The sequence below is a fragment of the Inquilinus sp. YAF38 genome (assembly GCF_052113205.1).
Taxonomy (GTDB): Bacteria; Pseudomonadota; Alphaproteobacteria; order DSM-16000; family Inquilinaceae; genus Inquilinus.
This window is the reverse complement of sequence record NZ_JBFRCU010000007.1, coordinates 72866-96048: the sequence shown is the minus strand read 5'-3', so window position 1 is coordinate 96048 and position 23183 is coordinate 72866. Positions and strand designations below refer to the sequence as shown.

The window sequence follows — 23183 nt, the reverse complement described above, 5'->3', positions numbered from 1 at the left end:
GCGTCTCCGACCTCTCCCGCAAGCAGGAGAGGCAACGCGTTACCGCCTTGATACCGTCGGGATGACCCGATCCAGCCTAAACTCTCTACCGGCTGGCCACCCCGGTGCACACGTTCTGGCCGTCCAGCGACCGCAGATAGGCGGTCACGGCGCCGATGTTGCCGACACCGACCTTGCCGCCATGCACCGCACTGAGATTCGGGCGGAACACATCCGCCAGCGTCGCCGCCTGGCCATTGTGGAAGAACGAGGAGGACTGCCACAGGCCATAGAGCGTCGGCGTGTCGAAGCCGGTGCCGGGCAGCGGCTGGCCCGACCCCGTGCCGGACGACGGCTGGACGGTGCCGACGTCGTGGCGCTGGTTGTCCTGGCTGACGGCGGTGCCGTGACAGGTGGTGCAGCTGGCCGCCCGGACCAGCTGTTCGCCCCTCTTGGCATCCGCGGTCAGGCACCCCTGTGCGGTCCGGTACGGACTGCGCTGGAAGGTGCTGAGCGACGTGACATAGGCCGCCAGGTTGTCGAGGTCGGCGCTCTTGCCGGCCTTCTTCGGGCCCAGCGGGTTGATGGTGGCGGCGTAATCGGCGTCGGTCATGAAGCCGGCACCCTCGAACTCGTCGCGGATGTCCTTCTCGAAATCCTGCAGCTCGTCGAAATTGGCGGTCCAGTGCAGCTTGCCCATGGACGGCCCGATGCCCTGCCGGCCCTGCAGCGAGATGGTGCGGCGCAGGCCTTCGCCGCGCTGGGTGAAGTCCCAGACCATGCCGTCGCTGTCGCCGTCGACATGGCAGCTGGCGCAGGAGATGTAGCTCTCGCTGCTCATCCGCGGGTCGGCGGCGTTGTAGAAGATCCGCTTGCCGGCCAGGACGGCGGTCGCCAGCGGCTCGGTCGCCACCGTGGCGATCACCGTCGGGGCCGGGGTGATGAAATCCTCGCCGGTCAGCACCTTGCCGACGTCATGGACGGTGACGCGGCGGTCGAGGAAGGCGTTGACGAACAGGCGCTTCCGGGTGGCGTCGAGATACAGGCCATGCGGCGTCCGGGCCGTGCCGGCGACCGACCCGACCACGGCGCGGCGATACGGGTCGACGATCTCGACGCTGTTCGATTCCATCTCGGCGACGAAGATGTAGTTGCCGGAGGGGGCGAAGATCGCGGCGCGGGCCGGCGCCCGGTTGTTGAAGTCGATCTGCTCGGCGAACACCTCCCGGCCCTGCGCCAGGTCGAGCTGGGACAGGATCGAGCGCACGGTGGTGTCGGCCTTGAGGTCGATGGCCTTGCGGTAGCGGCCCTGGACGATGTTGTCCTTCTTCGACGGCAGGATGGCGCGCCGCCCGTCCGGCGAGATCACGACCTGGGTCATGTAGTTGGCGACGCCGGGCGCCGCGGCCTCCGTCGCCGGCGTCGTGGTGTCGACCGGCAGCGCGATCACCGTCGCGGCGGCCGTGGTGGCGAGGCTGACCTTGTAGACCTCGCCCTGAATCATCTTCGAGCGGAAGCGGGTGACATAGGCGGTCTTCGAATCCGCGCTGACGGCGATGCCGCGCACGTCGCCGCCCTCCGGCAGCGTCACCCGGCGGATGATCGCGCCGGTGGTCGGGTTGAACACCGCCAGCACCGACTTGCCGGCCAGGGTCAGCAGCCCCTTGGTGCCGTCCGGCGTGAACACCACGCCATAGGGCGCGCTGCCGTAGTCCAGCGTGAAGGTGCTGACCGCCTTGGTCAGCGGGTCGATGCGCAGCAGCTTGTCGTCGCCCTGCACCGCGACCCACAGCTTGCCGCCGGGCCCGAGGGCCAGGGTCTTCGGCTCCTTGCCGACCGCCAGCTGCCAGGATTTGGCCAGGGTGGCGGCGTCGATCGCGGCGATGGTCCCGGCATCGGGGTCGACGGCGTAGACCGCCGTGGCGTTGCCGACGATGTTGCTGCTGTGGGTCGGGGCCGCGGCCGTGACCGGATGGATCACGCTCTGGATGAAGGAGAACGAGGTCTCGGTGCCGTCCTCGGTCACCACCGTCACCGACACGGTGTAGTTGCCCGGCGTGGCGTAGGTGTAGCGCGCGATCGGGCTGGCCGCGGTGGTGGTGACCGGCGCGCTGCCGTCGCCGAAGTTCCAGACGTATTTCGCGCCGCTGAGGCCCAAAGCGGCGGGGTCGAGCGCGACCGCCTTGGCGACCTGCTGCTGCGGCAGCACCGTCGGGCGAGGGTTGAAGATGCCGTCGATCTCGGCGTCGGCCAGCACCCGCTTGTAGACCCGCACGTCGGACAGGATGCCCTTGAAGGCGACCGGGTTGCCCTGGATCTGCCCCAGCATCTGCAGCTTGTCGAACAGCCCCAGCACCCCCGCGGTGCCGGTCGAGGCGACCTTGGCGCCGTCGATGAACATGGCTTGCGCGCCGGTCACGGCATCGCGGGTCATGGCGACCTGGTGCCACTGCCCGTCATTGATCGGCGCCGCCGACCGGGTGACCGGGTTGCTGGCGCTGCGGTCGCCGACGGACAGGTTCAGATGGCCGGCATTGTCGATCCAGCCCCAGAACACGTCATTGGCGGCGCCGACCTGGTCGCGGCCGAAGATGCCCGGCGCCTGCCACGGATTGCTGTTGCCGATCTGGCTGGTCTTCATGCGGACGCTGACGGTCGCGGTGCCGCCCAGGGCCTTGGCGATGGTGTCGCTCTCCAGCTCGACGCCGGTGGTCCGGGGCGTGAAGTCTAGGCCGCCCTCGCTGTAGCTGTCCTGGCTGCTGGCCTTGCCGTCATTGCCGCCGGCCACGTCGGTCAGGGTGCTGGCGAGCGGCCAGCGGTTGACATAGGCGGTCGGGACCGCCTGGCTGCCGGTGGTGAAGCTCGAGGTGAACTCCGTGGCCAGGCCGTTGCCGGCATAGTCCTTCACCCCGCCGGCCGCCAGCACCACCTCGTATTCGGTGTTGAGCTGCAGCGGCTGGGCCGGGGCGAAGTTGACGATGCCGAGCTGCACGCTGTAGGTGCCGGCCAGCGCCGTCCCGCCCCTGGGACGGACGATGAAGGTCTGGGCGTTGACCGTCTCCGGCAGGATGCTGTCGGACAGCGCCAGGCCGATGCGCGAGGTCGTCGCCTGGCGCAGCACGCCGCTGGCGGGCGAGACCGTCAGGATCGCCGGCGGCGTCGTGTCCGGGCCCTTCTGGTGCGGCCGGAACGCGGTGTTGCTGCCATGGTCGCTGCCGACGAAGACCAGGTTGCCGAACATCGCGACCTGGCCGAGATCCGGGTCGCGGTTGCCGCGCGGCGGCACGGTGGCGTTGTCCGGCACCCGCTCCGACCGGCCGATCTCCGGATAGGAGCCAGGGTTGGTGATGTCCAGCTTGAAGATGTAGCGCTGCGCCCCGACGATCAGGTGGTCGTCCTGAGCGGCGCAGTACAGCCCCTCCTCGACCGGGGTGGTCTCGTTCTCGATCTTGACCTCGCGCAGGTTCGAGAGGTCGTAGCCGGCCATCTTGCCGTCGCCGTTCCGCCCGGAGGTGTAGAGCTTCCGGCCGTTGAAGCAGGTGGCGTAGTAATTCGGCAGGGTGGTCTTGCCGCCGATCAGCGTCGGGTTCAGCGGGTCCGAGATGTCCAGGCTGGCGAAGCCGGACGTGGTCTCCATAGAGGTCAGCACCATCTCGTTGCCCATGGCGAAGACCGGGCCGGCGCGGAAGCCGCCCAGCTCGCCCAGCGGCACCGGATTGGCCCGGCCGTTGCCGCGGTCGGCGATCCTGGCATTGGCCGGGTCGCTGGCGTCGACGATGAACATGCCCCGGCTGGCCGAGGCGACGTAGAGATAGGGCGCCTGCCAGTACATCTGCCAGTTCACATTCTCGTAGTCGCCGGCATTCACGCCCGGTAATACGAGCTTCTTCACCTGCTTGATGTCGTTGATGTCGGTGAAGTCCCAGAACTCCACGCCATAGATGCTGGGCAGGGCGATGTAGTCCTTGCCGCCGATGGTGGCCTGGCCGAAGGCGTGCGGCTCGCGGAACTCCTTGGTGCGGCCGTCCGGCTCGTAGATCGTCTTGACCAGCTTGATGTCCCGCGGGTTGCTGACGTCGTAGATCAGGAAGCCGCCGGTCGCCTCGCCGCTGTCCGGCGCGAACAGGGTCACGAAGTAGCCGTTGTGCATGACCCCGACATTGGTGCCGTAGGGCTTCTGCGGGCTGGTGTTGCCGGGGATGGTGTACTGGATCACCGGGATGCCGTTGGTGTTGGTGGCGGTGTTCCACCTGATCGTCGAGATCTCGCGGAACAGCTCGGCATCGGTGTAGGTGAGATTCCCCAGGCCCGGGCCTTCGAGGGGGAGAGGGTCTTGCGCGGAGGCCGGCAGGCCGGGAGCCAGAGACACGGAGACCAGGCCGGCCAGGAGGGCCAGTCGACAGGCGTTCATTTTCTCCCCCTTCTTCCTTATTCCTGCTCTGCCGTCGAAGCCTCGGCCTCTCAGGTGGAGCCGGCATGCGTATCCAGTCCTATCGACGATGAAGTGTCCCATTCGGCGTGTCAATAAATCTCAAATATTGAAATATCTTTCAAATACCGTCTTTACAGGGCCAACAGCCGCTAACAACGGCTAACGGGCGAATCTCCGGGCGGCAGCCCACATCACGGCTCAGGACCATCCATCCCTGGCGGCCTGAGCCCCGGAGACCCAAGATGCTGTTGTTCGTGCTGGCCTATCTCGGCGGCGTGCTGACCATCGTCAGCCCCTGCATCCTGCCCGTCCTGCCCTTCGTCTTCGCCCGGGCGGACCGGCCGTTCCTGAGCAACGGGCTGCCGATGCTGATCGGCATGGCCGTGACCTTCGCCGCCGTCGCCACCCTGGCCGCGGTGGCCGGCGGCTGGGCCGTCGCCGCGAACGAATGGGGCCGCATCGCCGCGATCGCGCTGCTGGCATTGTTCGGGGCGACGCTGCTGGTGCCCCGCCTGGCCGACCGGCTGACGCGGCCCCTGGTGGTGCTCGGCGGCCGGCTGTCGGACGCCGCCGAGGATGTCGGCGCGCGGCGCTCGCCGGTGCCGGCATCGCTGCTGCTGGGCGTCGCCACCGGCCTGCTCTGGGCGCCCTGCGCCGGGCCGGTGCTGGGGCTGATCCTGACCGGCGCCGCGCTGAACGGCGCCAATCCCCAGACCTCGCTGCTGCTGCTGGCCTATGCCCTGGGCGCGGCCACCTCCCTGGCCCTGGCGCTGCGCGCCTTCGGCCGGATCTTCGCGGCGATCAAGCGGTCGCTCGGCGCCGGCGAATGGATCCGCCGCGGCCTGGGCGTGGCGGTGCTGGCCGCCGTCACGACGATCGTCCTGGGGCTCGACACCGGCCTGCTGACGCGGGTGTCGCTGGCCGGCACGACCTCGATCGAGCACGGGCTGATCGACCGGCTGCAACCCGTGACCAAGGTCGCCGGCCAGCCGGCCCCCCTGCCGGTCGTCGGGTACTTCCCGCCTTTGGCCGGCGCCGTCGACTGGCTGAACTCGCCGCCGCTGATCCGGGAGAGCCTGAAGGGCAAGGTCGTGCTGGTGCAGTTCTGGACCTATTCCTGCATCAACTGCCTGCGCACCATCCCCTATGTCCGCGCCTGGGCCGAAAAGTACAAGGACCAGGGGCTGGTGGTGATCGGCGTGCACTCACCCGAATTTGCCTTCGAGCGCAATGTCGACAATGTCCGCAAGGCGATCGCCGACCTGAAGATCGGCTACCCGGTGGCGATCGACAACAATTACGCGGTGTGGCAGGCCTTCGGGAACCAGTACTGGCCGGCGCAATACATCATCGATGCCCAGGGCCGGATCCGGCACGAGCATTTCGGCGAGGAGGGCTATGACGAGTCGGAGCGGGTGATCCAGCAGCTGCTGGCCGAGGCCGGGCACGCCGATCCCGTCGCCGGGCTGGTCGCGGTCAGCCCCGCCGGCGTGGAAGCGGCCTCGGACGCGAACGATGTCGGATCGCCCGAGACCTATATCGGCTTCCGACAGGCGGAGAGGTTCGCCTCGCCCGGCGGCGCGGTGCCGAACGCCGGCCATGTCTACGAGGCCGGCACGCCGCGGCTGAACCAATGGGGCCTGGCCGGCGACTGGACGATCGGCGGCGAACATGCCGATCTGAACCAGGCGGGCGGCGGCATCGTCTACCGCTTCCACGCCCGGGACCTGCACCTGGTGCTGGGGCCGGGTCCGGACGGCAAGCCGGTGCGGTTCCGCGTCACCATCGACGGCGCGGCGCCTGGCGCCAGCCACGGCACCGACACCGATGCCGACGGCCAGGGCACGGTGACCGACCACCGCCTGTACCAGCTGGTGCGCCAGGACGGCCCGGTCGCCGACCGCAGCTTCGAGATCCGGTTCCTGGATCCGGGCGTCCAGGCCTATGCCTTCACCTTCGGATAGGAGCGCGTCGCCACCGAATCCGCCGCAACGGCGCCGAGTTGCTTCAGCCAGAGGGCGAGAGCCTCGAGTTCGCGCGCCGCGACGGGATCGCGGCCCGCGCCCTTGAGGAAGCCGTGGTCCTGGCCGGCGGCCACGACGAAGCGGCTGTCGGCGCGGGAGCCGAGGCGCTGAAACAGCAGGGCGGAATCATCAAACACCGCGTCCAGCTCCGCCGCCAGGACATAGGCCGGCACGGCGATCCCGCCGGCGAAGGCCAACGGCCAGGCGTCCTGCGCCGCTGGGCCGAGACGGCGGTACATGACCGACAGCGTCGCCGCGTCCAGCCCGTTCTCCGCGGTGCCGTTGCGGGCGATGCTGCCGCCTTCGATGCCGCCGAACCCGCCATACAGCAGGGCCACCCCGGCGACCCGGGTCCGCCGCTCAGGATCGAGCCCTTGCAGGCCCCACAGGGCGACACAAGCCCCGGCGCTGTCGCCGGCCAGGACCAGCCTGTCCACGCCGATCCCGGCGAGGGCGGCGCAGGCCGCCACCGCATCCTCGCGCTGGGCCGGGAACGGATGCTCCGGCGCCAGGCGGTAGCGCGCCGACAGCACCCGCATCCCGGTCAGCTTCGCCAGCCAGGCGGTGACGCCGCGATGGCTCGCCGGGCTTCCCGCCACGAAGCCGCCGCCGTGGAAGTAGACGATCGCGGCATCCGGCGACGGATCCGGCGGCGTGAACAGCAGGCCGCCGCGGAAGGCGCCCGCCTCCTCCACCATCGACTCGGACACGTCGTCAGGCAGCGGGCCGGCCCGCTCCTCGGCATCCCGGGCGTGGTGCGCCCGCAGCTCGGCGGGACTGGATGTGGCCCATGACACGCTCATGCGACGCGATCCGGACTGGGGACGTTGACCGCGGCGCCGCCTGTCGGGACACTCCGCAGTCCGACAGGGATGCAACGACCGGCACCAGGGACGCAACGTGATTCAGGCACCCCGCGGACGCGCACAACCAGGGACGGCGCCGCCGATCACCTTCGCCGTCCTGGTCTTTCCCGGCTTCCCGACCATGGCGTTCAGCTCGGTGATCGAGCCGCTGCGCGCCGCCAACATCCTGGCCCGGCGCGAGTGCTACCGCTGGATCGCGGTCGGCCTGTCCGGCGGCAAGGTGCGGGCGTCGAACGGCTTCGCCATCGAGCCGGTGCTGGGCGCGCGCGAGGCGCCGCTGGTCGACCGCATCGTCGCGTGCTCCGGCGGCGATGCCGATCATGTGGTGGCCGAGCATGCGGTCGCCTGGATCCGCCGCAACCTGCGGGCCGGGGCCTGGATCGGCGCGGTCGCCGACGCCGCCTTCTTCCTGGCCCGGGCCGGGCTGCTGGACGGCCATGCCTGCACCCTGCACTGGACCAGCCAGCCGGCCTTCACCGAGGCCTTCCCGGAGATCGAGCTGTGCCGCGACCTCTACGTCATCGACCGCAAGCGCTTCACCTCGGCCGGCGGCGTCGGCAGCCTGGACATGATGCTCGACATCATCGGCACGGATTGCGGGGCGGAGCTGGCGGCTGGCGTCGCCGAATGGTTCGTGCACAGCCCGCTTCGCTCCAGCGTCGACCGCAAGCTGATGCCGCTGCGGCTGCGCACCGGCATCCAGGACGAGCTGGTGCTGTCGGCGATCGCGATCATGGAGGAGGCGGTAGAGGACCGGCTGCGCATGACCGGGCTGGCCGATCGCCTCGGCGTCTCGGCCGACCGGCTGGAGCGCGCCTTCCGCGCAGCGGCCGGCACCTCCCCCGGCGCCTATTACCGCCGGCTGCGGCTGCGGCGGGCGGCGGACCTGCTGGCCCATTCCACCCTGCCGGTGCGCGACGTCGCCCTGGCCTGCGGCTTCTCCGACATGTCCAGCTTCGCCCGGGCGTTCCGCGAGCAGGAGGGCGTCTCGCCCCGCGCCGCGCGCCGGCCTTAGGCACCCCCGCTATCGTCATGGCGAGCCCCGCAGGGGTGTGGCCATCCAGGGGGCCGCTCGCACCCGGCCCCCTGGATGGCCACGTCGCTTCGCTCCTCGCCATGACGGTTCTTTTGGCGGAAATCCGCATACTCTTTGCGGAATTCTGCACGAACCGCGCCTGCCGACCGTCGCATCCTGGGTCGAACAGGGAGACGCGAATGAGCATCGTGGTGTTCAACCCCGACAGCGTCGAGGACGTCGATTTCGCCGAGCGGATGCGCCACCCGGCCACCTCGGACGAATCCGTCGGCATGTGGCTGTCGGACACCGAGCCGTCCTATGTCAACGTCCATGCGCTGCGCCAGGGCCGCCTCGCCCGGCTGCGCCGCTGGATGGCCAATTCCGGCTATGGCGCGGTGGTGCTGTTCGACCCGTACAACCAGCGCTACGCCACCGGGTCGCGCAACATGTTCGGCTACTTCCTGCGCAACTCGACCCGCTATTTCTTCGTGCCCGCCGCAGGACCGATCGTCCTGTTCGAGTACCCGCAGAGCTATCACGTCTCGACCGTGCTCGACACGGTCGACGAGGCGCGGCCGTCCAAGCTGGTCTGGTCCTCGGTGTCGAACCGCGACGGCGAGAGCGCCGGCGCCTTCGCCGACGAGATCGCCGAACTGCTGCGGGCCCATGGCGGCGGGTCGATGAAGATCGGCCTCGACCGCTGCAACCACCTGCACGCGCTGGCGCTGGAGAAGCGCGGCTGCACCGTCACCGACTGCCAGGGCGAGATCCTGGCCGTGCGCGCGGTGAAGACGGTGGAGGAGATCAAATGCCTGCAGGCCTCGATGGCCGGGGCCGAGGCGGCGGTCGCGGCGGTGCGCGAGGCGATCAAGCCCGGCATCTCCGAGAACGAGCTGTTCGCCATCATGTATCACGAGGTGATCCGCCAGGGCGGCGAGTTCATCGAGACCCGGCTGCTGACCTCCGGCCAGCGCACCAACCCGTGGTTCAGCGAGGCCGGCGGCCGCAAGGTCCGGCCGGGCGAGCTGGTGGCGCTCGATACCGACACGATCGGCTGCTACGGCTACTACTCCGACTTCTCGCGCACCTTCCGCTGCGGACCGGGCCGGCCGACGGACTACCAGAAGATGCTGTACCGGATGGCCCACGACCAGATCCGGCACAATATCGGCATCGTCAAGCCGGGCATGGCGTTCCGCGAGGTGGCGGAGAAGGCCTGGACCATCCCCGACCGCTTCGTCGAGCAGCGCTACACCTCGGTCATGCACGGCGTCGGCATGCATGGCGAGACGCCGTTCATCGCCCATGCCATGGACTACGAGACCTATGGCCGCGAGGGACATCTGGTGCCCGGCATGGTGGTCAGCGTCGAGAGCTATGTCGGCGAGAAGGGCGGCCGCGAGGGCGTGAAGCTGGAGGACGAGATCCTGATCACCGAGACCGGCACCGAGCTGCTGTCGCGCTTCCCCTATGAGGACGAATTCCTGGACGGGGAGGTGTGATGCGGACGGCCCTGACCATCGAGCCTGGCCGGGCGGCGGCGCTGTTCGTCGACCTGCAGGAGGAGCACCGCAAGGACCGCCGCTACCTGGTCGAAGGCTTCGACGCGGTGATCGGCAACGTCCAGCGGCTGCAGCGCGCGGCGCGGAATGCCGGGATCCCGGTGCTGCACTCCGCCTATGTCGTCGACCTGGCGGCACAACGGACGAAGCCGTTCCACCCGGTGATGGCGGACGGCAGCTCGGCCTTCAGCGACGCCGACGACCCGCTGTCGGAGATCTGCGCCGAGGTCGGCCCGACCGACCGCGAGCCGGTGCTGGTGAAGTCGGAGGCCAGCGCCTTCGCCGGGGGCGGGCTGGCCGACCGGCTGGCGGCTTTGGGCACCGAATGGCTGTTCGTCGCCGGGGTGTGGACCGAGGCCTGCATCGCCGAGACGGTGCGCGATGCGGTCGGGCGCGGCTTCCGCGTCGCCCTGGTGAAAGACGCTTGCGGCAGCGGCAGCGCGGCGATGCACCAGACCGCCATCCTCAACCTCGCCAACCGGCTCTATGGCGGCGCCGTCGTCGACACCGTCGGCGCCTCCCGGCTGATGGCAGGGGAGACGGTGAAGGCCTGGCGCGTGCAGGGATCGGTGCCGCTGCGCTTCACCTACGACACTGCGGCGAGGCTCTATCTCGACCTTTGACGACGAGGCAATCACGGGATCGCGGCCTGATGGACACGCTCACCTTTGCCTATGACAACCTGGACGTGATCGCGGCGCGGGCGCTGGAGCACGTGTCGATCGTCGCCATCGCGGTCTCGATCGCGATCGTCACCGCGGTCCCGATCGGCATCGCCATCACCCAGTCCAGGCGGGCCGCGGATGTGGTCCTGTACCTCGCCTCGATGATGATCACGGTGCCGTCGGTGGCGCTGTTCGGGCTGATGATCCCGCTGCTGTCGCCGATCGGCCACGGCATCGGCACCGTCCCGGCCGTGATCGCGATCATCCTCTATTCGCAGCTGCCGATCATCCGCAACACCTACACCGCCATCGTCGATGTCGACCCGGCGCTGCGCGAGGCCGGCATCGGCATGGGCATGAGCGCGGCGCAGCGGCTGCGCCAGGTCGAGATCCCGCTGGCGATCCCGGTGATCATGGCCGGGGTCCGCACCGCCGCGGTGATGAACATCGGGGTCACCGCGATCGCCGCCTATATCGGCGCCGGCGGCCTGGGCACCTTCATCGCGCGCGGCATCAGCCAGTCGGACCCGCGGCAGCTGATCACCGGCGCGGTCGCGGTGTCGCTGCTGGCGATCGCGGTCGACCTGCTGCTGGCGCTGGCGCAGCGGCGGCTGACCTCGAAGGGGCTGGCCCGGGGAGCCGTGGCATGATCCGGCTGGACCGCCTGACCAAGGTGTTCGACACCCCGTCCGGGCCGGTGGTCGCGGTCGACGAGGTCAGCTTCGAGCTGCCGGCCGGCGAGATCTGCGTGCTGCTCGGGCCCTCCGGCTGCGGCAAGACCACGACCATGCGGATGATCAACCGCCTGATCGAGCCGACCGGCGGCACGGTGTTCATCGACGGCCGCGACACCCGGACGGTCGACCCGATCCGGCTGCGCCGGTCGATCGGCTACGTCATCCAGCAGATCGGGCTGTTCCCGAACAAGACCGTGGCCGAGAACATCTGCGTCGTGCCCGACCTCCTGGGCTGGGACCGCAGGAAGTCCCGCGCCCGCGCCGCCGAGCTGCTGGAGCTGGTGGCGATGGAGCCGGCGGTATTCATGGACCGCTACCCGAAGGAGCTGTCGGGCGGGCAGCAGCAGCGCGTCGGCGTGATCCGGGCCCTGGCGGCGGACCCGCCGGTGCTGCTGATGGACGAGCCCTTCGGTGCCATCGACCCGATCAACCGCGAGGCGATCCAGGACGAGTTCCTGCGCATGCAGGCGGCGCTGCGGAAGACCGTGATCTTCGTCTCGCATGATCTGGACGAGGCGGTGAAGATGGCCGACCGGGTCGCCATCTTCCGCGCCGGACGGCTGGAGCAGTTCGCGACGCCCGAGCAGCTGCTGGCCAACCCGGCCACCCCGTTCATCGAGACCTTCCTCGGCACCGACCGCACGCTGAAGCGGCTGCGGCTGGTGCGCATCGCCGATGTGCCGCTGGGCCGGCCCGGCACGGTCCGGCATGACGATCCGGTCGGCCGGGCGCGCGAGCTGATGCAGGCCAGCGGCTGCCCCGCCGTGCTGGTGCTGGATGCGGACGGCCGGCCCGGCGCCATGGTCTCCGGCAGCCGGGCCGGGGCGGTCCGCGGCGGCACCTGCGGCGATTGCGCCGAGCCGATCCGCGCCACCATCCCCCTGACCGCCGATTTGCGCACCGCCGTGACGCTGATGTTCGCGCATGACATGCCGCTGCTGCCCTGCGTCGACGCCGAGGGCCGGATCCAGGGCGCCCTGACCTATGCCGGCATCATCCGCGGCCTGTCGGCGCGGGGGGCCTCGGCATGAGCGATGTCGGCAAGGCCTGGACCGGACGTGCAGCGCCGCTGGCGGCAGGCGGGCGCCCCCTCCCCGTCCCGGGCATCGCCGCATTGCTGTGGCTGCTGCTGGCCGCGGCGGCGGTGCTGTGGTGGCTGTCGAGCGACATGCCGGCCGAGATCCTGTCCTATCAGGAGGACATCGTCTTCCTCGGCCTGCAGCATGTCGAGCTGGTGGCCTGGGCCGGCGGCCTCGCCATCCTGACCGGCGTGCCGGCCGGCGCCGCGCTGTCCCGCCCCGCCTTCCGCCGCTCGGCCGAGCTGATCCTGCAGGTGTTCAACCTCGGCACCACGATCCCGACGCTGGCGGTGCTGGCGCTGAGCATGACGGTGCTGGGCATCGGCACGGTGCCGTCGGTGTTCGGCCTGTGGGCGGCGACGCTGCTGCCGATCGTCCGCAACACCTATGCCGGGCTGCGCACTGTGCCGACGCCGCTGATCGAGGCGGCGCGGGGCATGGGCATGACCCCCACCCAGGTGTTCTGGCGGGTCGAGCTGCCGAACGCGCTGTTCATCATCTTCGGCGGCGTCCGGACCGCCCTGTCGATCTGCGTCGGCACCGCGCCGCTGGCCTTCCTGATCGGCGCCGGGGGCTTGGGCGAGCTGATCTTCACCGGCATCGCCCTGAACGACCTGCCGATGATGCTGGCCGGCGCCATCCCGACGGCGCTGCTGGCCGTGCTGACCGACTTCGCGGTCGGCCGGCTGCAGATCCACCTCATGCCGCGCGGGATCAACCCGCTGCGGTGAGGGCACAACAAACAGGGAGCAAGTCGATGATCAAGACGATTTTGAAGCGAGATCTTTTCAGAACAACGACTTATCCCTTTGCCGTCATTCCCGCGAAAGCGGGAATCCCTTTCCGGTCAATGCGTAACGAGATCCCCGCTTTCGCGGGGATGACGGGTTGGGGGATTCTGAAAAGGTCTCTGAAGCGCGCGATCCTGTCGGCGATCGCGCTGCTGGCCTTCGGCGCCGCCGCCGGCGCGGCCGAGCTGACCGTCGGCGGCAAGGACTTCACCGAGCAGTTCCTGCTGGCCGAGATGACCAAGCAGCTGCTGGAGAGCAAGGGCTACACGGTCGAGAAGAAGGACGGCATGGGCACCAACATCGTCCGCGCCGCCCTCGAAAGCGGCGAGGTCGACCTGTACTGGGAATACACCGGCACCTCGCTGGTCACCTTCAACAAGATCACCGACAAGCTGACGCCGGACGAGACCTACGCCAAGGTGAAGGAACTCGACGGCGCCAAAGGCCTGGTGTGGCTGGCCCCGTCCAAGGCCAACAACACCTATGCCCTGGCCACCCGCAAGGGCAATCCGAAGACCGACGGGATGGTGACGCTGTCCGACCTCGCCGCCGCCTACAAGGACGGCAAGGACCCGGTGATGGCGACCACGGCGGAGTTCCCCAAGCGCGAGGACGGGCTGTTGGGCCTGCAGAAGGCCTACGACTTCAAGGCCGGCCGCGCCAATGTCCGGCCAATGGAGATCGGCCTGGTGTTCCCGGCCCTGGCCAATGGCGATGTCGACGTCTCGGTGGTGGCGGCAACCGACGGCCGCATTGCCGCGATGAACCTGACCCTGCTGAAGGACGACAAGGGCTTCTTCCCCAACTACGCGCTGGTGCCGGTGGTGCGGCAGGACGTGCTCGACGCCCATCCCGACCTCAAGCCTCTGCTCGAGACCCTTGCGACCCGGCTGGACGACGCGACGATGCAGCGCCTGAACGGCGAGGTCGACGTGCAGAAGAAGACGATCGAGGCGGTCGCCACGGAGTATCTCAAGGAGAGCAGCCTGTTCTGAGGCGGGATCGGGCCTGAAAGCGGGATGAGTTTAGACCAAATCAGGGCCTTCTCGATTGAGGCCGTGAGTTGTTGCCTCTCCCGCTTGCGGGAGAGGTCGGAGACGCGAAGCGGCTCCGGGTGAGGGCTCTTTGTCGAGGCCCGGGCCGGCCCTCACCCGGTCTCGCTGCGCGAGCCCGACCTCTCCCGCCAGGCGGGAGAGGCAATGCGCGAAGACGCTCGACATCCTGTCAGCCCCCGCCCTGCCGGAATGCACTCCTGCCCCGACCTCAACTCATCCCACCTCAGGCCCGAACCATGGGCTCGCCCTCCAGGCACTGACGCAACCGCCGGGCGGCGATCCGGCCGAGGGCGATCGGGCCGATGCCGCCGCCCAGCGACACGCTGCAGCGCCCGGCATCCTGCCAGTCGACCCGCTCGAGCTGGTCGAGGTTGACGATCAGCGACCGGCTGATGCGGACGAAGGGCGGCGTCGGCAGCTGGGCCTCGAAATGGCGCAGCAGCCGGCACACCAGATAGTCCCGCGCACCCCTCAGGAAGACGCGGGTGAAATCCGCCTCCGCCGCCAGCATCGCCACCGTGCCCAGGGGTGCGATCACCGATTTGCCGTCGATCCGCAGATGGATGCGTGGCTGGGCCCCGCCCGGCTGCGGATCGCTGTCCAGCTCGGCATCGTCCTGCCGCTCGCGGCCCGGCGCCCCGGCCCGGGCCGCGTCCAGGCGATGCCGACGCAGCCGGTCGATCGTCACCGCCAGCCGCTGCGGGTCGACCGGCTTGAGCAGGAAGTCGAGCGCCGAGACGTCGAAGGCCTTGACCGCATAGAGGTCGTGCGCGGTGACGAACACGATCGCCGGCAGCGGCGACAGCTGGCCCAGCAGGTCGAAGCCGCGGCCGTCGGTCAGCTCGACATCCAGGAAGATCGCGTCGGGCCGCAGCCGGCCCGCCTGCTCCCGCGCCTCGGCAACGGTCCCCGCCTCGGCCACGACCTCGACATCGGGATGCGCCTGCAGCAGGCGCCGGAACCCCCGCCGGGCCGGCGGTTCGTCATCGACCAGCATCACGCGAAGCATGCCGTCCCTTTCAGCACCAGTCGCGCCACCACCGTCTCTCCCTCCTGAGCCACTATCAGCTCGTGCCGCGCCGGATAATGCAGCTCCAGCCGGCGGCGGGTGTTGGCCAGCCCGACCGCCGGCCGGTCGTCCGTCCGCGGTGCCAGCCGGCCCGGGTTGGTGACCTCGATCGCCACCGCGTCGTCGTCCAGGCGGCGGGCGGCGACCCGGATCTCGAGCGGGCCGGCGGAGGTGCGCAGCCCGTGCTTCACCGCGTTCTCGACCAGCCCCTGCACAATCAGATGCGGCACCGGGACTGCGCTGGCCCGCGGGTCCAGCTCGACCGTGCAGCGCAGGCGGTCCTCGAAGCGAAGCTCCTGGATGCGGACATAGGCGCGCACGGCCTCGATCTCCTCGCTCAGCGGGCACACCGGCCGGGTCTGCGGGTCCAGCGAATAGCGCAGATAGGCGGCGATGCGGTGGGTCATTTCCAGCGCCGCCTCCGGATTGTCGGGGATCTCGACCGCCACGGTGTTCAGCGCGTTGAACAGGAAATGCGGGTCCAGCTGCAGCCGCAGCCGCTGCAGCTCCGCCCGCGTCGCCGCAGCCTGCGCCTCGCTGCGGCGCGCCCGCTCCGACCGGGCCTCGACATCCGCCCGGATCCAGAAATAAGCCAGCGACCAGCCGAGGAAGACGGCGGTGTAGTACACGGCCGGGATCGCGTCGGCGCGGGCCATGCTGCCGCGGTCCAGCCCCGCGAACAGCAGGTCCTTGACGACATTGACGATGCCCATCAGCAGCAGGCCGCCGAGGATCGAGCACAGCACCACCAGCCCGACGATCACGGCCGGCCGGAACCGGGGGCGGGCCAGGACGGTCTTGTGCGCCAGCGCCGTCAGCCCGAAGCCGATCGGGTCGACGATCAGCGTGATCGTCAGGGCCAGGGCGAGATCGTTGAAGGTGGCCAGACGCGAGACCAGGCCGAACAGGGCGATGAAGATCCAGCCGGCCGCGTGGGCCCGCCAGAACGAACCTGCCGTGCCGGGGGCTGGCCCGCGATCGGCAAAGGCCGCGAACACGCCCGGCCTGCGCCGCCTCTCGCCTCGGGAAGCCCCGGTTGACCAATCCATCGCTGGGAGCGTTTCATCGACCGGCAGGGTCGATTCATCGATTGAAGAATGCGGCAGTAGAGCAAGAATATTATCGTAAATGCAACGGCGAAGACGCCATTCTGCGTCAGGAGAGACCGGCGCCTGCTGAGGGCGGCCTGGCATCTCCGGTCGAACGAGGGGGATAGAGCATGCGGACGAAGTTGGGCGTCGCTCGGTCGGCCGCGGCCGGACCGGCCGTTGCGGTTCCCCGGGGTCCCGGCCTCTGGCCCCGGCTCGCCCTGCTCTCCTCCGTCTCCGCCGCTGGCCTGCTGGCCGCCGTGCCGGGGCATGCGGGCGAGATCGGCTGCTCCGGCAGCGATCCGGTCACCTGCAACATTTCCGGCACCTACACCACGCGCGAATACGCGATCATCAGCGGCGCCGCCGGCGACGATGACGTCAAGAGCGGCGGCGCCTCGGACAACCTCAGCGTCACCAACAGCGGAACCTTCGATCTCAGCACGGAATCGACGCCCTACTTCGTCTTCGCCGGCATTACTGCGATCACGGAAGGCGGCATCGGCAAGGACGAAGGCGGCGGCGGCAATGGCGGCGCCCTGACCTTCACCAACAACGGCGCCGTCACGGCGAATCTGACGAACACCGGCTTTCCCCTGATCTTCCTCATCGAAGCGGCGTCGGCCGGCGGCTCGGGCGACCAGGACAACAAGAACAACAACTCCGACGGCGGCACCGGCGGTGCCGGCGGCACGGTCACGCTTACCAACAGCGCGCAGGTGAGCGTGACGGGGACCAGCGACGGCGAGTTCTACGCCATCTATGGCGAAAGTGCCGGCGGCCAGGGCGGCGAACAGAACAGTGCCGCCATCGACGACCAGAAGGGCGGCACGGGCGGCGCCGGGGGCACCGTGACGGTCACCAACACCGGCACCATCCTGCTGGGCAGCAGCTCCAGTCGCATGCAGGGGGCGGCGACCGGCGGCGCCATTGTCGCGAATTCGATGGGCGGCGCCGGCGGGAACTACAACGGCAATGCCGGATCGGGCGGATCGGCCAGCGCCACCAACAACGGGTCGGTCCAGGTCTATTGGAACGCCAATGGCGGCAGCAGGCTGTTCGGCATCGGCGCCCTCAGCGCCGGCGGCGACGGCATAGCCTCCAGCGACAACAGCGACAATGGCGGCAACGGCGGCGGCGGCAACAGCGCGACGGTCGCCAACACCGGGCAGATCCTGGTCGATGTCACCAACGGCAGCGGGGTGGGCGCCGCCATGGCGGCGGAAAGCCGGGGCGGAAACGGCGGCGCGGGGCCGGACAAGGACCAGTATGGCGGCAGCGGCGGCACGGCTGGCACGGCGGCCGCGAACCTGACCGGCAGCGGCACGCTGATCACCCGGGGCAACTCGCTCTACGGCATCCTGGCGGAAAGCCTGGGCGGCCAGGGTGGCGACGGCAGCGACAGCACCGCCCTGGCCGGCACCGGCGGCGGCGGCGGCTTCGGCGGCAATGCCGGCAATGTGACGGTGACGACCGAGACCGGTACCGTGATCACCACCACCGGCACCTATGCCGCCGGCATCGTCGCGCATTCCGTCGGCGGCGGCGGCGGCACCGGCAGCGATTTCCAGAGCGTGCTGGGCGGCCAGGGCGGCAATGGCGGCAATGGCGGCAATGGCGGCACCGCGACCGTCACCAACGCCGGCACGATCTCGACCACCGGCGACCATGCCTATGGCGTGCTGTCGCAGTCGATCGCGGGCAGCGGCGGCACCGGCGGGCTCGCGACCGGCGAATTCGTCGCCCTGGGCGGTGACGGCGCCGGCGGCGGCACGGCCGGGGAGGCGATCATCCGCAACAGCGGCGGCATCACCACCGGCGGCTATTCCTCGCACGGCATCATCGCCCAGTCGGTCGGCGGCGGCGGCGGCGCGGCCGGGTCCGCCACCGGCCTGGTCAGCGTCGGCGGCGACGCCTCGGGCACCACCGATTCGGATGGCGGCAAGGTTCTGGTCAACAACACCGGCACGGTCACGACCGCGGGCAACGCCGCGGCCGGCCTGATCGCCCAGTCGGTCGGCGGCGGCGGCGGCAGCGGCGGCGACAGCAAGGGCATCGCCGGAGTCGGCGGCTCCGGGTCGGCCGGTGGCGACGGCGGCGAGGTCGACCTGATCAATCTCGGCAGGATCGCAACGACGGGAGATTTCGGTCTCGGCGTGCTGGCGCAATCGGTCGGCGGCGGCGGCGGCAATGGCGGCGACGTCCTGACCGTCTCGACCATCGCGTCGATCGGCATCGGCGGCAATGCCGCCAATGGCGGCGACGGCGGCTCGGTCTGCGTCGACAACACCGGCACCAATTGCGACGACGTCGACGGCAACGGCAACCGGACCGGTCCGGCCGGCCAGGCGGCGACCATCACCACCACCGGCGACTACGCGGCCGGGCTGGTGGCGCAGTCGATCGGCGGCGGTGGCGGCAATGGCGGCAGCGTCCAGAACTACAGCGCCCTGTCCTTCGTGGCGCTGCAGATCGGCGGCAAGGGCGGTGACGGCGGGATCGGCAAGGACGTGACCGTGCAGCAGGACAACCTGACGCTGACCACAGGCGGCGCCCACGCCATCGGCGTACTGGCGCAGTCGGTCGGCGGCGGCGGCGGCAATGGCGGCGACGCCTCCTACTACAACGTCACCCTGGGCTTCAACGCGTCCCTCGTGGTCGGCGGCAGCGGTGGCAGCGGCGGCACCGGCGGCGGGGCCGCCACCGTCAATCTCGACAACTCCCGGATCATCACCGGTGTCCCGGGCGCCAATGTCGACCCCGAAACCTACGCGCCGGACGATGCCTTCGGCATCGTGGCGCAGTCGATCGGCGGCGGCGGCGGCAATGGCGGCAGCTCAAGCGCCGCCGATCTCGTTGTGGCGGCGCCGACCGGCACCGGCGTGCCCGTCGCCTTCAACTTCCAGGGCGCGGTCGGCGGCACCGGTGGCAGCGGCGGTGCCGGTGGCGCGGCCACCGTGACCCTGACCGGCGGCAGCTCGGTCACCACGGTGGGCGACGGCTCGCATGCCATCGTGGCGCAGTCGGTCGGCGGCGGCGGCGGCAATGGCGGTGACGCCTCGGTGCTGTCCACCACGCTCGGCGACAAGGACACGGTCGAGGTGACGGCCGGCATGAGCCTCGGCGGCAGCGCCAGCAACAGCAGCTCCACCGGCGGCACGGTCACGGTCACGCTCGGCGATTCCGGCGGCGCCGTGGTCGGCAGCCCGCCACCATTGGCGCTGCCGCCGACCCAGCCGACCCCGGCCTCGACCATCGTCACCTACGGCAACTATGCCGACGGGGTGCTGGCGCAGTCGATCGGCGGCGGTGGCGGCAATGGCGGCATCGGCGCCAGCAACGCCTATTCCCAGGGCGGCGTGGCCAGCGTCAAGGCCACGGTGGGCTTGGGAGGCACGGGCGGCAGCGGCGGCACCGGCGGCGCGGTCAACATGACCCAGTACCAGAACCAGACGATCCAGACCCTCGGCTCCGGCTCGCGCGGCATCGTCGCCCAGTCGATCGGTGGCGGCGGCGGCAATTCACAGGGCGGCACGCTGTTCCTGGCCGCCGGCGCGGGCGGCTATGAGGGGCGGTTGGATGTCGGAGTCGGCCGGACCGGCGGCAGCGGGGGTGATGGCGGCGCCGTCACCGCCAACACGGCCGGCGCGATCACGACGGTGGGCGGCGATGCCGATGGCGTGATGCTGCAGTCGATCGGCGGCGGCGGCGGCCTGGGCGGGTCGATCGGCGCCGACGCCTCGTCCCACCCGATCCTCGACCGCATCGGCGAGTTCAAGGACAACAAGGACCGGCTGTCCGACGAAGGCAACACCTACACCCTGACCGTCGATGTCGGCGGCACGGGCGGCGGCGGTGGCAATGGCGGCGCGGTCTCGCTGACCCATTCCGGGCGGATCGCCACCGCGGGCGACTGGGCCGACGGCATCGTGGCGCAGTCGATCGGCGGCGGCGGCGGCGCCGGCGGGTCGTCGACGGCCTCCGGAAGCAAGGTCCAGGCCAACATCACGGTCGGCGTCGGCGGCAAGGGCGGCTCCGCCGCCACCGGCGGCAGCGTTGCCACGATCTTCGACGACAGCCACAACAACCAGATCACCACGACGGGCTATGCCGCGAATGCGGTGGTGCTGCAGTCGATCGGCGGCGGCGGCGGCCAGGGCGGCGATGGGTCCGACCAGGCGGCCGGCAACCTGACCGTCGGCGGCGACGGCGGCGGCACCGGTGGCGGCGGCGGCAATGGCGGCACCGTCCAGATCAATCCGCTCGTCGATGGCCGCGGCAGCTGGCTGAACGCCCAGACCAGCGGCGACGATTCCATCGGCATGCTGGCCCAGTCGATCGGCGGCGGCGGCGGCACCGGCGGCGCCGGCAACAGCACCGCAGCCAAGAACGTCGGCGGCCATGCGGTCGCGGTCGTGGTCGGCGGCAAGGGCGGCGTCTCCGGTAGTGGCGAGGCCGTCACCCTGACCACCGGGCTGGGCCTGACCACCTCCGGCGCGCGGTCTTACGGCATCGTGGCGCAGTCGATCGGCGGCGGCGGCGGCATCGGCGGCGCCGGGGCGGCCAACAACCTGAACGGCCTGGCGCTCGGCGGCCAGGGTGGGGCCGGCGGCGGCGGCGGGACAGTGACGCTGGACATCACCACCAGCAGCCACATCACCACCAGCGGCGCCGGGGCGCATGCGATCGTGGCCCAGTCGATCGGCGGCGGCGGCGGCATCGGCGGCGATGCGTCGGTGGGCCTGTTCGCGCTGAACCCGATCGGGCGCAACGGGGCGGGCGGCACCGGTGGTGGCACCGGCGGCACGGTTGCGGTCACGGTCGATGGCAACATCGCCACCAGCGGCGCCAATGCCTTCGGCATCCTGGCGCAGTCGATCGGCGGCGGCGGCGGCTTCGGCGGCGACCAGTCCGGCGCCTTTGCCGGCAACACCGACTCGACGACTGCCGGTGACGGTGAAACGGTGGCCGTGACCCAAAGCGGGTCGATCACCACCACGGGCGCAAACTCGACCGGCATCTTCGCCCAGAGCCAGGGCCCGGAGAACAACGGCGTCGTTACCGTGACCGTCAACGGCGCGGTCACCGGCGGTTCGGGGGGTGGCTCCGGCGTCTGGATTGCCGCTGGTGTGAACAACCTGCTGACGGTGAATGCCGGTGGCAGCGTGTCGGCCGGCTCGGGCACCGCCATCCGCTATGACGGCGACACCAGCACCTCCTCTGGCGGCCTGCTGACGGTGAACAATTACGGCACAATCTCGGGCAACATCCTGCTGAACAACACCGATGGCGCCAATGCCGGCACGGTGAACAACTATTCCAGCGACACGCTGATCGACGCGTCGCTGTACCAGGCCGACGTGGTGAACCAGGGCCGGCTGGTGGTCGGTCATTCCGGCAAGACCGACGGCACCGAGATCACCGGCGACTTCACCCAAGGCGCGGCCGGCACCCTGGTGGTCGACACCGACTTCAACCGCAGTGCCGCCGACCGGCTGCTGGTGCGCGGCGACGCGGCGCTGGGCGGCATGCTGGACTTGGCTGCCACCAGCCTGCGGCCCGGCCGGGCGCTGACCGTGCTGACCGTCGACGGCGCCGCCACCGGAGCGATCACGCCGGAATTCTCACCGATCTACCGCTTCGCCCTGACGCCGCAGGGGCACGACTATCGCCTGTCCGTGGCCTCGGCCGATTTCGATGCGGATGCGATGAAGCTGGAGGGCAACCAATCCAAGGTCGCCCACGGCCTGCAGGACGTCTGGGATGCCGGCGGCACCGACAGCTTCGGCACGCTGTTCGCTACCCTCGGCACCGCGGCGGACCAGGGCCGCAAGGCCTATTCCGGCATGCTGGCGGACCTGTCGCCCGGCGTCGCCCTGGCCCCGGCGGCGCAGCTGCAGGCCGGGCTGGCGCGCTTCAACAGCGGGCTGATGAGCTGCCCGGTGTTCAGCGGCACCGACGCCCTGACCAGCGAGACCGACTGCGCCTGGGCCCAGGTCACCGGCCGGTCGACCCAGCAGACCGCCGACAGCGGCACCTCGGGCTTCTCCAACGACAGCATCACCTACCAGGTCGGCGGCCAGCACGAGGTGGCGCCCGGCTGGTTCGTCGGCATGTCCGGTGCGTATCAGCAGAGCTGGCTCGACGGCTATGACGGCCGGGTCGACGGCGACGGCAGCAGCGGCTATGTCGGCCTGACGGTGAAGCGCGAGATCGGGCCGTGGCAGATCGCCGGCGCGCTCAGCGGCAGCTATGGCAGCTTCGAGTTGAACCGGCGGATTTCCGTCCCCGGCTTCGCCGGCACCGCCTCCAGCGACCCCGACGTGTTCGCCGGCTCGGCCCGGCTGCGGGTGGCCCGGACCTTCGCGGTCTCCGAGATGTATCTGAAGCCCTATGTCGATCTCGACGCGATCTATTCGCGGATGCCGGGCTACAGCGAAGGCGGCGGCGGCGATCTCGGCCTGAAGGTCGAGGACAGCGACCAGTTCACCTTCGCCTTCTCGCCGACGCTCGAGGTCGGCGGACGCGTCGCCGCCGGCAACACCGTGCTGCGGCCCTACGCCTATGCCGGCGTGTCGATCCTGACCGACGATGACTGGACCGCGAAGGCCCGCTTCACCGGCGCGCCGTCCGGCACCGGCAGCTTCGACACCTCGCTGCCGATCGATGATGTGGTGGCCCGCATCGGCGCCGGTGTCCAGGTCCTGACCGCCGCCGGTGTCGACTTCCGCTTCCAGTATGACGGCGAGTTCTCCAACCGCACCTCCAGCAATGCCGGCTCGCTGAAAGCCATCCTGCCGTTCTGACCCGGCGGGAGC

13 protein-coding genes are annotated in these 23183 nt (G+C 70.2%); 9 read left to right on the top strand and 4 right to left on the bottom strand.

The genetic code is table 11. From position 1 onward, the window contains the following. Positions 1-85: 85 nt before the first annotated feature. Positions 86-4390 carry an Ig-like domain-containing protein gene (locus AB4Z01_RS05045; RefSeq protein ID WP_441691196.1) on the bottom strand — a complete coding sequence of 1435 codons (4305 nt, stop codon included), beginning with the start codon at positions 4388-4390 and terminating at the stop codon, positions 86-88. 263 nt (positions 4391-4653) lie between these two features. Here AB4Z01_RS05045 and AB4Z01_RS05040 point away from each other — a divergent pair, with 263 nt between their 5' ends. Then, a complete protein-coding gene (locus AB4Z01_RS05040; protein WP_441691194.1) occupies positions 4654-6375 on the top strand; it encodes a cytochrome c biogenesis protein DipZ in 1722 nt (573 codons plus the stop codon). Here the strand turns inward: AB4Z01_RS05040 and AB4Z01_RS05035 are convergent. After that, entirely contained in the window at positions 6354-7238 is an 885-nt protein-coding gene (locus tag AB4Z01_RS05035; protein WP_441691192.1) for an alpha/beta hydrolase, read from the bottom strand. The genes AB4Z01_RS05040 and AB4Z01_RS05035 overlap by 22 nt on opposite strands. Positions 7239-7335: 97 nt before the next feature. Between AB4Z01_RS05035 and AB4Z01_RS05030 the strand changes: the two genes are divergently transcribed. From AB4Z01_RS05030 to AB4Z01_RS05000, 7 genes are all read left to right on the top strand, one after another. Then, on the top strand, positions 7336-8316 hold the full coding sequence (locus tag AB4Z01_RS05030; RefSeq protein ID WP_441691191.1) for a GlxA family transcriptional regulator: 981 nt from the start codon (positions 7336-7338) through the stop codon (positions 8314-8316). 200 nt (positions 8317-8516) lie between these two features. Next, complete coding sequence (locus AB4Z01_RS05025) at positions 8517-9821, top strand: M24 family metallopeptidase (protein ID WP_441691189.1); 1305 nt, start codon at positions 8517-8519, stop codon at positions 9819-9821. Continuing rightward, positions 9821-10504: an isochorismatase family protein gene (locus tag AB4Z01_RS05020; protein ID WP_441691187.1), complete on the top strand. Its 684-nt coding sequence runs from the start codon at positions 9821-9823 to the stop codon at positions 10502-10504. The genes AB4Z01_RS05025 and AB4Z01_RS05020 overlap by 1 nt, the downstream gene beginning before the upstream one ends. Positions 10505-10533: 29 nt before the next feature. Then, positions 10534-11196, top strand: coding sequence for an ABC transporter permease (locus AB4Z01_RS05015; RefSeq protein ID WP_441691185.1), 663 nt, complete (start codon positions 10534-10536; stop codon positions 11194-11196). After that, complete coding sequence (locus AB4Z01_RS05010) at positions 11193-12314, top strand: ABC transporter ATP-binding protein (protein WP_441691183.1); 1122 nt, start codon at positions 11193-11195, stop codon at positions 12312-12314. Before AB4Z01_RS05015 ends, AB4Z01_RS05010 begins: the two co-directional genes overlap by 4 nt. Further along, positions 12311-13093 (top strand): ABC transporter permease, encoded by a 783-nt coding sequence (locus AB4Z01_RS05005; protein ID WP_441691181.1) that lies wholly within the window; start codon positions 12311-12313, stop codon positions 13091-13093. Before AB4Z01_RS05010 ends, AB4Z01_RS05005 begins: the two co-directional genes overlap by 4 nt. A 119-nt stretch (positions 13094-13212) precedes the next feature. Continuing rightward, positions 13213-14148 (top strand): glycine betaine ABC transporter substrate-binding protein, encoded by a 936-nt coding sequence (locus AB4Z01_RS05000; protein WP_441691179.1) that lies wholly within the window; start codon positions 13213-13215, stop codon positions 14146-14148. Between the two features lie 283 nt (positions 14149-14431). Here the strand turns inward: AB4Z01_RS05000 and AB4Z01_RS04995 are convergent, their stop codons facing one another. Together AB4Z01_RS04995 and AB4Z01_RS04990 are read right to left on the bottom strand one after the other, a co-directional pair. Then, positions 14432-15217 (bottom strand): LytR/AlgR family response regulator transcription factor, encoded by a 786-nt coding sequence (locus AB4Z01_RS04995; RefSeq protein WP_441691177.1) that lies wholly within the window; start codon positions 15215-15217, stop codon positions 14432-14434. Further along, the gene (locus AB4Z01_RS04990) at positions 15205-16275 is read right to left on the bottom strand and encodes a sensor histidine kinase (RefSeq protein ID WP_441691175.1); all 1071 of its coding nucleotides are present in this window, start codon (positions 16273-16275) and stop codon (positions 15205-15207) included. The genes AB4Z01_RS04995 and AB4Z01_RS04990 overlap by 13 nt, the downstream gene beginning before the upstream one ends. A 221-nt stretch (positions 16276-16496) precedes the next feature. Here AB4Z01_RS04990 and AB4Z01_RS04985 point away from each other — a divergent pair, with 221 nt between their 5' ends. Continuing rightward, a complete protein-coding gene (locus tag AB4Z01_RS04985; RefSeq protein WP_441691173.1) occupies positions 16497-23171 on the top strand; it encodes a hypothetical protein in 6675 nt (2224 codons plus the stop codon). The last annotated feature ends 12 nt before the right edge of the window (positions 23172-23183 follow it).

Coding starts and splice junctions, on each gene's coding strand:
- AB4Z01_RS05045 (WP_441691196.1), bottom strand. CDS start 4,390: ATGAACGCCTGTCGACTGGCCCTCCTGGCCGGCCTGGTCTCCGTGTCT.
- AB4Z01_RS05040 (WP_441691194.1), top strand. CDS start 4,654: ATGCTGTTGTTCGTGCTGGCCTATCTCGGCGGCGTGCTGACCATCGTC.
- AB4Z01_RS05035 (WP_441691192.1), bottom strand. CDS start 7,238: ATGAGCGTGTCATGGGCCACATCCAGTCCCGCCGAGCTGCGGGCGCAC.
- AB4Z01_RS05025 (WP_441691189.1), top strand. CDS start 8,517: ATGAGCATCGTGGTGTTCAACCCCGACAGCGTCGAGGACGTCGATTTC.
- AB4Z01_RS05020 (WP_441691187.1), top strand. CDS start 9,821: ATGCGGACGGCCCTGACCATCGAGCCTGGCCGGGCGGCGGCGCTGTTC.
- AB4Z01_RS05015 (WP_441691185.1), top strand. CDS start 10,534: ATGGACACGCTCACCTTTGCCTATGACAACCTGGACGTGATCGCGGCG.
- AB4Z01_RS05010 (WP_441691183.1), top strand. CDS start 11,193: ATGATCCGGCTGGACCGCCTGACCAAGGTGTTCGACACCCCGTCCGGG.
- AB4Z01_RS05005 (WP_441691181.1), top strand. CDS start 12,311: ATGAGCGATGTCGGCAAGGCCTGGACCGGACGTGCAGCGCCGCTGGCG.
- AB4Z01_RS05000 (WP_441691179.1), top strand. CDS start 13,213: ATGCGTAACGAGATCCCCGCTTTCGCGGGGATGACGGGTTGGGGGATT.
- AB4Z01_RS04995 (WP_441691177.1), bottom strand. CDS start 15,217: ATGCTTCGCGTGATGCTGGTCGATGACGAACCGCCGGCCCGGCGGGGG.
- AB4Z01_RS04985 (WP_441691173.1), top strand. CDS start 16,497: ATGCGGACGAAGTTGGGCGTCGCTCGGTCGGCCGCGGCCGGACCGGCC.